Here is a 14,228-nt window from a genome sequence, read left to right as displayed (position 1 = left end):
TTCAGGCGGCGATGGGTGGGCGCAGCAGGGTTGCCGTGGGTTCGGCGCGATGGCCGAACGAGGCGGAAGGCAGCTCGGAGGGAAGCAGGTTGGCGGCGACATGCAGCGTCATCATCGCCGGCAGCGGCACGGCGTGCGTGCAGGCGCAATGGCAGGAACTGCCTTCGCCAAGCACGCAATCGCCACTGCCTTCGTCAGCCGTGGCCGCGGTCATGGACTGGACCATGGAGGAGCGTTGCGCGTCCGTACCGGCGGCGTAGCGCAGGCCGTCGCTGGCGCACAGCGAGCCGCCGACGAGCTTGATCATCAGCGCGAACACGGCCAGCAACCACAGGCCGCGATAGCGGCGTAGCTGGGTCAACCATGGTCGGGACGGACGATGCATAAGCTGGGATCGTAGAGGGCAGGCCTTGTGTTAGACAATTTCATCGACCCACCTATCGCACCGATGGGAACCACCATGCCCTGGATCATCACCAAATACCTCATTACCGCCGCCGTCGTGGTGGCCGTGTCGGAACTGGCCAAGCGCAGCGACCGCCTGGGCGCGCTGCTCGCATCGCTGCCGCTGGTCACCCTGCTGGCGCTGATCTGGTTGCACATCGAGAAGCAGCCGGTGTCCAAGCTCGCCAACCACGCCTGGTATACCTTCTGGTACGTGGTGCCGACCCTGCCGATGTTCCTGGCCTTTCCGCGATTGTTGAACCGCTTCGGCTTCTGGCCGGCGCTCGGATGCAGCGCCGTGATCACGCTGCTGTCGTTCGCACTGTTTGCCCTGGCGGTACGGCCATTCGGTATCAAGCTGCTGTAGCGGCGCCGGCGTCCTTCTCCCCGCAGGGGAGAAGGATTCACGACCAGGCTCAGAACCCCAGTTCGCTCAACTCCGCATGCCCATCCGGCCTGCGCCCCTGCGGCCAGTGATACTTGCGCTCCGCCTCGGCGATCGGCTTGTCATTGATGCTGGCATGACGGTTGATCATCAGCCCGTCATCGTTGAACTCCCAGTTCTCATTGCCATAACTGCGATACCACTGCCCCGCATCGTCATGCCACTCGTAGGCGAAACGCACCGCGATGCGATGCTCGCCGAACGCCCACAGCTCCTTGATCAAGCGGTAATCCAACTCGCGATCCCACTTGCGCCGCAGAAACGCCTTCACCGCCTCGCGCCCGTCGAGAAACTCCGCACGATTGCGCCAATGCGTGTCTTCCGTATAGACCAGGGCGACGCGCTCGGGATCGCGCGTGTTCCAGGCATCCTCGGCCAGACGCACTTTCTGCCGTGCGGTTTCGAGGGTGAAAGGGGGGAGGGGAGGACGGCTGTTCATGGGGCACCTCGGCAATGGGGGTTTGGCTGCACTTATCCAATGGACACCGGAGCTGGGTTCTGGCGCAGGAATGCCACCGGCACGCTCTCCGTCAACCACCCCTCAATTATCCGCCTGAAAAAAGGCAAATCCCTGTCGATGCATTGCCTCCGCATCGATTCTCACGATCACCGGTTTGCCTAAACCTCGCGGCAACATCGCATTGGCATAAGGCGCCGGCGCGCGACTGTTTACGGCGCTGAGATAAGCCACCACACCAACATGCGACGCGCCATTCCCAACAACAAACCCTAAGAAATAGGAATGTTTCCGCTTGACTGTTCCGAAGATGCACGGAAATGCGTGCTCTCCCCTGCATAGCTACTTTCGCCGGGGTTCAGGCTGTGGTTTAGTGCCCGCCATCGCGGCCGCACCAGGGATGCGGTTCCGCCTGCGCAGGAGCTGCCGTGCACGTGTCGCTGGATATCACGTTGTCGTCACGCGCGCGTCGCGCCGGGCACGCTGGCATGTGCTGCGTCTGCACCGGTCTCGTTGGCACACGTTCAACCCGCACGGTGTTGCCTGTCATCCCATCTAGCCTTCAAGGAGCTATTGGCCCGCGATGGATAAACTCGAGACCCTGATCGATCTGCTCACCCGCGGTGAGCTTGAACGCGCCGAGCTGGCGCGCCGAGCGGCGCACGTGCATGGCGCCGCCAACGATACGGCACTGGCCTGGTTGCACGACGAGGGCGGGCCGCGCCTGATGCAGGCCGCGCTGCTGTTGCAGCTCACCGACGTGCTGTTGACCAGCGACCAGCTCGACACCCTGCATGAACGCATCAGCGGCAGTTTCGGCGAAGCGCTGCCGCCGTTTCCCAGCGACCGCCGGGATTTCTGGTCGGACGATTACTTCGAATGGCTGGACGAGATCGTCGCCGCGCGCGGATGCGAGGTGATGATGCTGCCCGACAGCTTCGAGGACAAACTCGCGGCCGTGGTGGTGCGGCGCGAAGACACCGCGCACATCCTGGTGCTGGCCGACGCGCTGAAGCTGATCGTGGAGAAGTCGACCCAGCGCCGCTACGCCTGAACGCCGATGTCGGCGCGACACGGCCATGGCCTTCGTGCAACGAGGACACGAGGTCATGGCTTCACTACATGCACGATCTCTTGCGACGCCGATCAACAATGGCGCGACCGCGGGCGGGCAGACTGCGCCGTCCACGCGTGGACGCTCCGGCAGTTGCGGTTTCATCCGGGTTTGCATGCGTGGCTCGTCCAATCCGGACGTCCCCTGTCCGCACCCTACGGAGACCTGCATGAAGCATTCCCCCGCATGGAAGTTCGCTCCCATCGTCTGCGCCTTGCTCGCCGCCTTGCCCTATGCCCAGGCTCGCGCCGATGGCCATACCTATTACGTCGCCACTAACGGCAACGACAACGCCGCCGGCACGCTCGACGCCCCGTGGCATAGCATCGGCCGTGCCGCGCGCGGCGTGATCGCCGGCGACACGGTGTATGTGCGTGGCGGCACCTACACCGAGACCATAGACGTCAACACTTCGGGTTCGGCTGCGGCCGGCCCCATCGTGTTCGCCAGCTATCCGGGCGAAAAAGCCGCGGTCAGCGGCACCGGCCTCACCGTGCCCGCCAATGCGATGCGCGGCCTGTGGAACCTCAACAACGTCAGCTACGTGACGGTGCAGGGTTTCGACGTGGGCAACTACAGCACCTCCAGCACCTCGGCCACGCCGGTGGGCATCTATCTCAATGGCGGCGGCACCCAGGTCAAGATTCTCGGCAACCGCGTGCACGACATCGCTAACAAGATCGAGAGCTGCCCCAATGGCAATGCCTTCGGCATCGAGGTCTATGCCAACGACGCGGCCAATTCGATCAACCAGCTGACCATCGATGGCAATGAAGTCGACCACCTGCGCACCGGTTGCAGCGAATCGCTGTCGCTCACCGGCAATGTGGAGCAGTGGACGATCAGCAACAACGCTGTGCACGACAACGACAATATCGGCATCGCGGCACTGGGTTTCGAGAGCATGTCCGGCCGCAACGGCGGCAGCTTCCAGAGCCAGGCGCGCGACGGCGTGATCAGCGGCAACTCGGTCTACAACATCAGCTCGCAGGGCAATGCGGCGTATCCGGCGGGTGACTTCTCCGCCGATGGCATCTATGTCGAAGGCGGCACGCGGGTCACCATCGAACGCAACCTGGTCAACAAGGCCGACCTGGGCATCGAGCTGGCCAGCGAGATCAAGAACAAGTTCAGCAGCGACGTGACCGTGCGCAACAACCTGGTGATGTTCTCCAATATCACCGGTATTTCCATCGGCGGCGCGGCGTCCGGCAATGGCGGCATGCAGAACGCCACCATCGTCAACAACACGCTGTTCCGCAACGACCAGCAGGCCAGTGGCAGCGGCGAGTTCCAGATCCAGTTCCACGTAAGCGGCACGGTGTTCGAGAACAACCTGCTGTACGCCACCAGCGACGGCCTGCTGGTGAACTTCTGGCCGAAGACCATCAACAACGCCGGCTATGCCAACCCGGGCACGATCGAGCACAACCTGTACTTCGCCGACGGCGGGGCAGGGAATGCCAACTGGGTGTGGCTGGGCAAGAGCTATACCGGGATCGCCGCGTATCGCACGGCCAGCGCGGCAGACAAGCTCACCCTGCTGGTCAATCCGGCGTTTGCGAGCCTGACCCTGCCCGATCTGCACGTGGGCAGCGGGTCGGCGGCGCGCGGGGCAGGGCTGGTGCTGCCGGCGTCGACGGTGGGTGCGGTGGATTTCGATGGGCAGCCGCGCTTGAGCGGGGCGGGCAAGATCGATATCGGCGCCTACCAGCAACCTTGATGCGATGACGTAGGTTGGGGTTCGCCTTTGGCTCACCCCAACCTACGCCGGTTGGCGGGGTTGATCGTGATCAACCTTGCTTGATCGTATTCGCCGGCACAAACGTATACCCCATCCCCTGCAAGCCCTCGACAATCTGCTTCAGATAGTTGATGTCGACATAGGGATGGAAGAAGAAGCTCTGCACGCTGTCCTGCACCACCGTATTGACGTTGGCGCTGGCCAGGATGTCTGCCGGGAAGCGTGCCGGGTTGTGGTTGAACGCGTCGGTTTCGACGTTGCCCAACTGCTCGCCGATCACCACCGTGCCGTAGATGTCGCGCACCAGGTACGGATAGAACTGCCCGTAGATCCTGGTGTAGTCGGGCGTGCCCGTGCCGCAGGCGCCGTTCGGGCACCAGCCGCTGGCATACAGGCCACGGTCGTAGCGCGCGGCGAACATGCTGTTGAAGACCTTGTAGTCCGCTGCCGAGGCGGCGTAGTGCGGCGGTTCGAAGATGGTCGGCGCCAGGAAGCCGGCGGCGGCGAAATCCAGCAGGCCCTTGACGATGCGGCCCTGGGTCCAGCTGGCCGAATCCTCGGCCGGCGGCGCGTCGTAGATCACGTAGTTGTCGGCACTGATGTGCGAGCGGAAGAACTCGAAATCGTCCGCCGACACGCCGCTATAAGGGTTGGCCACGTTGGAGTACTGGTGCGTATAGCCATGCATCAGCAAGGTGCCACCCTTGGACTGCATGTACTTCAGCGCGCTGACCACGTTGCGCGCCTGCGACAGATGTATCGCCTGCGGCACACCGTTGTTGTAGAAGCCCTTGGGGTCCAGATAGTAGGGAATCACCGCCACCGTGAACGGCACGCCCTTGCTGGACAGGTAATCGGCGATCGCCCGCAGCGCGACCGGGTCATCGGTGGCATTGACGTCCTCGATGCGCACCAGCGCCCGCTTGCGCGCCGGCATGGTCGGATTGGAGACCTTGCCAATCAGGTCGGCGGCGATCAGGTAGCGATCGTTCATGCCGATATAGCTGAAGGGAATCTCGCCGATATAGGTGAGGTTCGCGCCCTTGGTCGCCCAGTTCACCGTGCCGCCGACGTCGTTGGCCGCTACCGCCACGGCGGTTGCCTTAGTCGAATCGACGATGGTCGTCTGCAATAGGCCGGACGGCACCGACAGCGCGTTGCGCTGGATCGCCACGCTCTTGTAGGTCACCGTCAGCGTATTGCTGAAGTCGAAGAACATCGGCGTGAAGCCGTACTGCGCACCGAAATTCGGCGAGCGCGCGGCGAGCTGCCAGATGTTGTCGTTCATCCACAGCACCGGCTTGGTGGTGGCCAGCACGTCGTCGAGCATGGCGGTCGGCAGCGGTTCGTCATACGTCGAACCGACGTAGACCAGGCCGGTGTAGCTGTTGAGTTCACCGGCGGTGTAGCTGGCCGCGGTGTGCATGGTGAACTTGCTGCCGTGCGACACCAGGTTGGCGGCCATCACCGCATACGCCTCGCCGAGCCAGGCGTAGGGGCCGGTGCTGTCGTACAGCACCAGGGTGTTCTGCGCGGCATTGGCGCCCGGTGCGCCGGCAAACGCATTGGCCGGCGGGCCGAGATTGATGATCAGGCTCAGGTTGCTCTGCACCGAAGCGGTTTTGATCGACGTCGGCAAGGCGGCCTGGACTTTCTTCACCGTGGGTGCGGTGACGAACGAGCGCGGCGGCGCCGGCAGCAGGCTCATGTCGGCGTGCTCGGCGAGCTGTGCATAGACCGGAGAGGTCAAGCCGGCTGCCGTGGTCAACACCAGGGCGGCACTGGCGAAAAGAGACCTCACGACGGAGGGCTTGAAACGGGACCTGGTCATGGGAGTTCCTCACATGCTGCGATGGAATCGACGCAAGCGCCGGGAGCCCCCGTGCTTGCGTGCATGGCGGAGAACGATTTTCCGAAGCCCAGGTCCCTGTTCCCGAGAGTGGAGAGGCATCGCCCCCAAGTTGAAGCTTACGGGGCCGCCCTGCGCGTTTTTATTGGTCTGTCGAGGTATGGCTTTTAGTCAATCGTCAGGTGGCCCGGCGCAACGCCAATATGCGACCCGAACGCAACACCTGATCGCGAGCCGACAACCACCACGCAGACTCCTCAGCCGACACGTCTATCCGGGCGCCAGGGACCCCGGACGACCGCTCTGCTCTCCGTTCAAACGGGGAGCGTGCGGCGCCGGACTTCTGGGCCAGGACACGCGTCGCCATCCTTAGGGGGAAGGAGCCATGCAGGACATCCTGATCATCTGCGGTACCCGTCCGGAAATCATCAAGCTGGCACCGGTCTACCATGCGCTGCGCGAGAGCGGCTGGGCGCGGCCGGTATGGCTGCACACCGGCCAGCACGGCGACATGGCACGCCAGATGCTGGCCTGTTTCGAGATTGAGCCAGATATCGAACTGTCACGCGCAGGTGACAGTCTTGCCCAGTTCAGCACCCGCTGCCGCGAGCTGCTCGACGGCGTGATGGCCAGCCGGCCATGGTCGCTGGTGATGGTGCAGGGCGATACCGAAAGTACCTTCCTGGGCGCGCTGGCCGGGTTCTATCACCACGTGCCGGTGGCGCATGTCGAAGCCGGCCTGCGCACCTACGACCTGTCGCGGCCGTTCCCGGAAGAAGGCCTGCGGCAGATGGTCAGCCGCATCGCCAGTTTCCATTTCGCGCCGACCGCACGCGCCTCGCAGGCGCTGCAGGCCGAGGCGGTGCCGGACGAGCGCGTGTTCATCACCGGCAATACGGTGATCGACGCGCAGCACTGGGTGGCGCGGCATCGCCGCCTGCAGCGCGGCCACCAGGGGCGCGGACATCTGCTGGTCACCGCGCACCGCCGAGAAAACTGGGGCAGCGACCTGCGCGAAATCTGCTACGCCATCGCCGACATCGCCAACCACCACCCGGAACTGGAGATCCTGTTCCCGGTGCACCTGAACCCGACGGTGAGCAAGCCGGTACACGCGATCCTGGGCGAACTGGGCAACGTGCACCTGAGCGGCCCGTTCGACTACCTGCGCATGCAGCAGGCACTGATCGACGCCTGGCTGGTGCTGACCGATTCCGGCGGCCTGCAGGAAGAGGCACCCACCTTCGGCGTGCCGCTGCTGGTGCTGCGCACCGAAACGGAGCGGCCGGAGGCGATCGAGAACGGCTGCGCGCGGCTGGCGGGGACGCGGCGTGCTTCGATCGTGAAACAGATCGAGGACCTGTGGGACGACGGCGCGGCCTACGGCGTGATGGCGCGCGCCGGCAATCCGTTCGGCGACGGCCAGGCCAGCGAGCGCATCGTGGATCTGTTGCAGGGGGCGCTGGAGGGCGGCGAGCGCCGGCGCGAAGCGGTCTGACAGGGGAGAGCACTGGGATGTGGTGGCTGGATGCATTCACAACATACCTGTACGGCCTGAGCGTAGCCGTATCGGTGATCGCCGTGCTGATGCTGTTGAGCGGCATGGACGATCTGTTTATCGATCTCGTGTACTGGACGCGGCGCAGCTGGAAGGCGCTGGTGGTGTACCGCCGGCATGAGCGCACCTACTACCACGAGCTGTACCGGCCGGCGGAAAAGCCGCTGGCCATCATGGTGCCGGCCTGGCAGGAAACCGGCGTGATCGGGCATATGGCCGAGCTGGCCGCCAGCACGCTGGATTACGAGAACTACCATATCTTCGTCGGCACCTATCCGAACGACCCGGATACGCAGCGCGACGTGGACGAAGTGAGCGCGCGCTTCCCCAACGTGCACAAAGTGGTGTGCGCGCGGCCGGGGCCGACCAGCAAGGCGGACTGCCTCAACAACGTGCTCGACGCCATCCTGCAGTTCGAACGCCGCGCCAAGCTGAGCTTCGAGGGCTTCATCCTGCACGACGCCGAGGACGTGGTCTGCGCGATGGAGCTGCGCCTGTTCAATTACCTGGTGGGCCGCAAGGACCTGATCCAGATCCCGGTGTATCCGTTCGAGCGGCAGTGGAACAACTTCACCAGCCTGCATTACCTGGACGAATTCGCCGAACTGCACGGCAAGGACGTGCCGGTGCGCGAGGCGCTGGCCGGCCAGGTGCCCAGCGCTGGCGTCGGCACCTGTTTCAGCCGGCGCGCGGTGCTGGCGCTGATCGAGGAAGGCAATGGCATCGCCTTCGACGTGCAGAGCCTGACCGAGGACTACGACATCGGCCTGCGCCTGAAGGCGCGCGGCATGCAGGAGGTCTTCGTGCGCTTCCCGGTGCTGCGTTACCGCAAGCACCAGAAGCCGCCGCCGTTCGGGCAGAGCCGGCGCGAGTCCAATGTGATCTGCGTGCGCGAGTATTTCCCGGACCGCCTGTCCACGGCGGTGCGGCAGAAGTCGCGCTGGATCATCGGCATCGTCTACCAGGGCTACCGCACGCATGGCTGGAAGTGGCGGCACGGCCTGGTGCTGAACTATTTCCTGTGGCGCGACCGCAAGGGCGCGATCGCCAACTTCGTCAGCTTCGGCGCGATGCTGGTGCTGGCGCAGTTGCTGGTCATCGGGCTGGTGCAGCAGCTATGGCTGGGCGCGCCGCGCTTCCTGTCGGTCTTCGAAGGGCAGCACTGGCTGGACACGCTGCTGTATGCCAATGCCGGCCTGATGGCCAACCGCATGCTCCAGCGCATCGTGTTCGTCACCGCCTACTACGGCATCAAGCAGGGCCTGCTGGCGATCCCGCGGCTGCTGTGGAGCAACCTGGTCAACTTCCTGGCCAACTGGCGCGCGATCAAGCAGATCCTGCAGACCGGCGATCCGCGCCGCGTGGCGTGGGACAAGACCACCCACGACTTCCCCAGCATCGGCGGCGAGAACCGCTCCAAGCGCTCGCTGGACGAATTGCTGGTGACCCAGGGCGCGTTGACCGAGGCGCGGCTGCGCGAGGCGCGCCAGCATGCCATCGACGGTCTGCATGCGGGCAGCACCCTGGTGCACCAGGGCGTGATCACCGCCGAGCAGCTGGCGGGGCCGATCGCCGAGCAGGCCGGGGTGGCCTGCGAGGCGCTGGATGCGGAAGCCCTGGGCAGTGAACTCATCAGTGCGTTGTCGGTGGCGGTGGCGTTGCAATACGCCGTGCTGCCGCTGCGCATCGACGGCGGCACGCTGGTGCTGGCCAGCGAGTCCTATCTCGACCCGGTGTCGCTGGCGGCGATCGCGCGCAAGCTCGATCGCCCGGTGCGCTACGTGATCGCGCACAAGGGCCAGGTCACGGTCGGGCTGCGCCGCTGGTACGTCAAGTCGGAGGAGCACGATCCGCGCGGCCTGCTGGAGGCGGCCACGCGCAGCGGACGCATCGGCGCGGAGCGCGCACGGTTGTTGTGGGACTGCTACGTATCCCGGCAGGTCTTGCTGGGCGAGATCCTGGTGGCGCAGGGGCACCTGGACGAAGTGGCATTCAAGGCATTGCTGTTGAGCCATGCGCGCAGCGGACAGCCGCTGGGCGAATTCCTGGTGGCGCAAGGCGTCATCGGGCAGGACACGCTCGACAGCCTGCTCGCCCTGCAAACGGCGCTGCAACCGAGCATCGCATCGCTCCTGAAGAAGGAAGCGCTGCCGCCGGTGCAGCTGGTCAAGCAGTGGACGGAGCGCGTGGCATGAAACGCCCATGGCCGACTCGTTGTGCGGCCGCGCTGTTCGCCATGGCACCGGCCTTGCCGCTTTGCGCGGTAGGCCAGCAGCCGGACAGCGCCAGCCGCTATCAGCAATTCCTGTTGTATCCCCATCGCCAGGCCGGCTTCGCCGCGCTGCGCGCGAACGACGAGCGCACCGCGCTGGCCGAGTTCGAGCGTGCCCGCGCGCTGGCGCCGCAGAGCATCGACACCGCACTGGACCTGGCCGAGGCGTATCGCCACTTCGGGCACGCCGACAAGGCCGGCACGGTGCTGGCCGACCAGCGCCGCTATACGCCGGACGACCCGCGCCTGCGCGCGCCGCCACCGGCGCAGGCGGCGGTGGACTGCAAGGTCGACAACCGTCCGATCTGCCGTGCGCAGCGCGGCTTCGACGCCTTGCAGGCGGGTGCGCTCGATCGCACCCAGGCGGAACTGGCCGCGGCGGATTTCGCCCGCTCGACCGAAGGCCTGGCCCTGCGCCGCGCACTGGTGCAGCGCTCGATCTACCTGGGCGACCCTGCGCGCGCCGGCGGGCAGCTGGCGGCGTTGGATCAACTCGGGCAGCTGGGTCCGGACGAGCGCGCGCAGTGGTTCAACCTGCTGCTGATGCAGGGCAAGGCGCTGGAGGCGCGCGAGCTGCAGGCGCGCGGCGGCCTCGGTGCCCCGGCGCAGGAACTGGCCGTGGCGCTGGGCTTGTCCGCCGCGGGCGAACGCAAGGCGCTGGAGGATTACCTGGCGGTGCACCAGCCGGCCTTCGACGACGAGAAGGACGAGCGGCAGTGGGTGAACCTGCTGGCGCAGGTCGGGCGCGCGCGGCCTGAGTTGCTGGATCTGTACGCCGCGCGTTTTCCCGCCAATGCGGCCTGGCAGGCGCGTTCGTCCTTGCCGCTGGCGCTGGCGCGCCACGACGACGGCGCGGCGCAGCGCCTGCTGGCGCGCCTGCCGAAGGACAGCTATCGCGAAGAGCGCTTCTCGCTGGCGCTGGCGCAAGGGCGCCATGCGGAAGCGCGCGAACAGGCCGAGGCGCTGGTGGCGCAGCCGGACGGGCATCGACTGCTCGATCCGCTGAGCTATCGCCTGATGGATGCCGGCGCACCGGATGAAGCCGAACGCCTGCTGCTCGCCTCGTATCCGTTCGGCGGCAACCCGCAGGCCGGCACCTTGTTCGCCCGCCTGGCCGTGCTCGCTGCGAAGCAGACGGCGGCGTTTTCCTCCGCCGACCGCGCGCGCCTGGCGCGTCCGCTGGAAAGCGTGCCGCTGCGCATCGTGCAGGTGCCGATCCTGGCCGCGCTGCGCGACTGCGACGGTATCCGCCAGGTGATGTCGGACCTCTCGCCGGACTATCCGGCGGAACTGTGGCGCCAGCTCGGCGACTGCTACGGCAACGACCGCCCCGGCCTGGCCGAATACGCCTACGCGGAAGCGAACAAGCGCAAGCCCGATCCCGACACCACGCGTGCCCTGGCCTACCAGGCCTACGGCGCGCGCGACTACGCCACCGCCTTGCAGGCCTGGCGCGCGGTGCCGGTCGAGCATATGAAGCCGGATGACCTGCTGGCCGCCGCCACCACCGCGATGAGCGCCGACCAGCCCGGCGTCGCCCGCGCCTGGCTGGACAGCTACGCGGCGCAGGGCGGGCGGCAGGACCATGGCTACTGGTGGTTGCGCGCGCAGGCCGACGAACCGCGCGATCCGGCGCTGGCGCGCACCGACCTGGACAACGCCATCGCCCTGCATCCGGAAGCGCGCTATTACCAGCGCCTGGCCGCGCTGCAGACCCAGGCCGGCGAAACCCATCCGGCGCTGCTCTCGCTGCAGCGCGCCGCCGTGCTGGCGCCGGACGACGACAAGCTCGCCGCGCAGCTTGGCTATGCCTATCTGCAGAATGGCTCGCCGGAGTTGGCCGTGGTGCAATTCGAACACGCGCACCGCGCCAACCCGGACGATCCCAAGCTCACCTGGCAGTTGCTGTACGTGCACCAGAAGCTGGGCGACAACACGCAGGCGCGCAGCTACGCCGCACAGGCGATCGACCAGCTCGACGCCGGCGGCACCGGCGCGGTCGCTACGGCGGATACCGCGCAGGACGAAGGCCAGCAGCGTTTCGACCTGCGCCGCCTGCACGAGGACCTGGGGCGCAAGTGGCGCTTCAATGCCGACATGACCCTGGGCGATACGGTGTCCTCGGCGGCGAACGCGGCCAATCCCGGCCAGTCGTACCGCAGCTATCTGCAGATGGAAGGGCAGTACCGTTTCGATCCGCTGTGGAACGGCGCCGACATCAATACGCTGGCGGCCTATGCACGCGTGTTCGCCGGCAGCGGCAATGGCGGCTCGGTGTGGCCGATCCACGGCTGGATGCTGGGCGTGGGCGTGCACTGGAAGCCGCTGACCACGCAGAACATCGTGCTGTCGGCCGAGCAGCAGACGCCGGTCTCCGGCAGCCGCTTCACCCGCAACGACACCTTGTTGCGCGCGGCCGGCTCGTGGTCGTTCGGCCCGCACCTCAACGATGACTGGCATGCCGCCGGCCGCGGCTGGTGGTCGCAGAATTTCTACGTGGACGTGGCGCGCTACCTGCGCGCCAAGCAGACGGTGCTGACCGCCGACTACCAGCTCGGCTGGCATCGCAAGCTGGCCGAGGGGCAGTCGATCGAACCGTATGCGCGGGTGCAGTTCACCGGCATCGACCGCAACCGGGGCAGTTTCCAGCGCGATGCCCGTGTGGGCCTGGGTGTGCAATGGAATCTGTGGTTCGGCCAGACGCGCTACGACGCGTATCCGCATCGCCTCAGCGTGGCGGTGGAAGGGCAGCACGCCTTCAGCAGCTATCTGCGCGAGAAGAACGCGCTGTTCCTGATCGTGAGGACCGCGTGGTGAGGCGCGCACCGGTGTGGTGTGTGCTGCTGGCGCTGCTGCTGGCGCCGTGGCTGGCGCATGCGACCACGGCGGTGTTCTACCAGCCGCAGACGCGCGACCGCGAACTGGCGGTGGCGCAGTGGCCGGGGTGGTTTGCGCAGTTGCGTGCGCGTGGCTTCGACACCCTGGTGGTGCAGTGGACGCAGTATGGCGATGCCTTCGCCGATCCGGCGGGGCATGCATGGCTGTTGCAGCGGGTTCGCGAAGCGCACGCCGCCGGGTTGCGCATCGTGCTGGGGCTGCACAGCGATCCGGCGTTCTTCCAGCGCCAGGAAATGCCGGCAACGGCGCTGGACGACTACCTGCGTTCACTGGCCCGCCAGGATGCCGAGGCGGCGCGCCGTTGGAGCGGCGAACTGGGCGACGCCGCCATCGCCGGCTGGTATCTGCCGATGGAGATCGACGACCGGCGCTGGCGCGAGCCGGAGGCGCGCGAGGTGTTGCGCGATTATCTGGCGCTGGAGCGGCGGCAGCTGGATCGGGTGCTGGCGCGGCCGGTGTTCGTGAGCAGCTTCTTCGCCGGGCATATGGCGCCGGCGGCGTACGCGCAGCTGGTGGCGGATGTGCGGGGCAGTGGCGTGCAGGCGTGGGTGCAGGATGGAGCGGGAACGGCGCGCTTGAGCCGTGGCGAAAGTGCGGTGTATCTGGGCGCGGCGATGTCGTGCGACCAGAAAGGCGCTGCCGGTGTGGTGTACGAAGTGTTTCGGCAGACCGGCAGCGATGCGTCGTTCAAGGCGGAGCCGTTGGAGCTGCGCGATGCCGATGCGGCGTTGTTGCAGCGGGCGCCGTGCGGTGGGGATACCGCGTTTTTCGAGTTGCGTTATTTGCCAGAGATGGAAGCGCTGCGCCGCTGAATCCCTTCTCCCTTCGGGAGAAGGTGGCGGCAGCCGGATGAGGGTTCGGCCGGAGTGGTGCGCTTCACTCCGCCCGTACCCTCACCCCAACCCCTCTCTCCCACGGGGACTACCTTCGGGTCGCCGGTGGGAGAGGGGCTCATCGTCACTTCGACCCTCCGCCTGCACCCTCACCCCTCGCGGGGAGAGGGGGGCAGCGAGTGTTGAGGGGGCTCGATACAAGCCGGCTTCGAGCCGGCTTTTTATTTGCCTCGCCCCTGCAAACCGGACCAACCACGCCCGCATTCATCGAGGCATTCCCGGCAAGTGGACAAATTGGCCTCTACGAATCTGTCCAAATTGGCTATGTACCACCCAAGACGCTCACGCCTATCTTGGCCCCCGGCGGCGATAACGAAAAGTTGATGTCCCCACACTCAACTGTTTAACGCTGCCACCTTGGCTCGCCGGAAGCTCCCCACTTCCGTGCGAGTCCCTCTTCCAGCCCAGTTGATCCGGAGTGAACCCCTGTGTCCGCTTTGGTATCCGTGTCCGAAGATGCGTTGGCGGTGGCGGCGAGAAACCAGCCGGCCGCTGCCGCTTTGTCTGCCTATCCTTTTGAACTTGCCGGCGGCCGTAGCCATGGCCGGGTTGAA

10 protein-coding genes are annotated in these 14,228 nt (G+C 66.2%); 7 read left to right on the top strand and 3 right to left on the bottom strand.

The genetic code is table 11. From position 1 onward, the window contains the following. Position 1 precedes the first annotated feature (1 nt). Positions 2–385 (bottom strand): hypothetical protein, encoded by a 384-nt coding sequence (locus AB4083_RS14670; RefSeq protein ID WP_441608818.1) that lies wholly within the window; start codon positions 383–385, stop codon positions 2–4. Between the two features lie 75 nt (positions 386–460). Here AB4083_RS14670 and AB4083_RS14665 point away from each other — a divergent pair, with 75 nt between their 5' ends. Beyond that, positions 461–811 (top strand): DUF3147 family protein, encoded by a 351-nt coding sequence (locus AB4083_RS14665; protein WP_441608817.1) that lies wholly within the window; start codon positions 461–463, stop codon positions 809–811. 49 nt (positions 812–860) lie between these two features. Here AB4083_RS14665 and AB4083_RS14660 read toward each other — a convergent pair whose 3' ends face one another. Continuing rightward, a complete protein-coding gene (locus AB4083_RS14660; RefSeq protein WP_441608816.1) occupies positions 861–1,328 on the bottom strand; it encodes a nuclear transport factor 2 family protein in 468 nt (155 codons plus the stop codon). Between the two features lie 601 nt (positions 1,329–1,929). Here AB4083_RS14660 and AB4083_RS14655 point away from each other — a divergent pair. After that, a complete protein-coding gene (locus AB4083_RS14655) occupies positions 1,930–2,400 on the top strand; it encodes a hypothetical protein (protein WP_441608815.1) in 471 nt (156 codons plus the stop codon). A 229-nt stretch (positions 2,401–2,629) separates the two neighbouring features. Continuing rightward, positions 2,630–4,183: a right-handed parallel beta-helix repeat-containing protein gene (locus AB4083_RS14650; RefSeq protein ID WP_441608814.1), complete on the top strand. Its 1,554-nt coding sequence runs from the start codon at positions 2,630–2,632 to the stop codon at positions 4,181–4,183. 70 nt (positions 4,184–4,253) lie between these two features. On the opposite strand, the gene AB4083_RS14645 is transcribed toward AB4083_RS14650, so the two are convergent. Next, positions 4,254–6,035 carry a DUF2334 domain-containing protein gene (locus AB4083_RS14645; RefSeq protein WP_441608813.1) on the bottom strand — a complete coding sequence of 594 codons (1,782 nt, stop codon included), beginning with the start codon at positions 6,033–6,035 and terminating at the stop codon, positions 4,254–4,256. Between the two features lie 403 nt (positions 6,036–6,438). Here AB4083_RS14645 and wecB point away from each other — a divergent pair, with 403 nt between their 5' ends. Genes wecB through AB4083_RS14625 form a run of 4 tightly spaced genes read left to right on the top strand, consistent with a single transcriptional unit; the run spans position 6,439 to position 13,593 of the window. Further along, positions 6,439–7,551 carry a non-hydrolyzing UDP-N-acetylglucosamine 2-epimerase gene (gene wecB, locus AB4083_RS14640; RefSeq protein WP_441608812.1) on the top strand — a complete coding sequence of 371 codons (1,113 nt, stop codon included), beginning with the start codon at positions 6,439–6,441 and terminating at the stop codon, positions 7,549–7,551. A gap of 17 nt (positions 7,552–7,568) precedes the next feature. Continuing rightward, positions 7,569–9,806: a glycosyl transferase family protein gene (locus tag AB4083_RS14635; RefSeq protein ID WP_441608811.1), complete on the top strand. Its 2,238-nt coding sequence runs from the start codon at positions 7,569–7,571 to the stop codon at positions 9,804–9,806. Further along, positions 9,803–12,700, top strand: a complete 2,898-nt coding sequence (locus tag AB4083_RS14630; protein WP_441608810.1) for an NfrA family protein — start codon at positions 9,803–9,805, stop codon at positions 12,698–12,700. The genes AB4083_RS14635 and AB4083_RS14630 overlap by 4 nt, the downstream gene beginning before the upstream one ends. Further along, positions 12,697–13,593 (top strand): DUF4434 domain-containing protein, encoded by an 897-nt coding sequence (locus AB4083_RS14625; protein ID WP_441608809.1) that lies wholly within the window; start codon positions 12,697–12,699, stop codon positions 13,591–13,593. Before AB4083_RS14630 ends, AB4083_RS14625 begins: the two co-directional genes overlap by 4 nt. Positions 13,594–14,228: the final 635 nt, after the last annotated feature.

Source organism: Dyella sp. 2RAB6, assembly GCF_052115385.1.
Classification (GTDB): domain Bacteria; phylum Pseudomonadota; class Gammaproteobacteria; order Xanthomonadales; family Rhodanobacteraceae; genus Dyella_D.
This window is presented reverse-complemented; position numbering and strand designations above follow the sequence as displayed.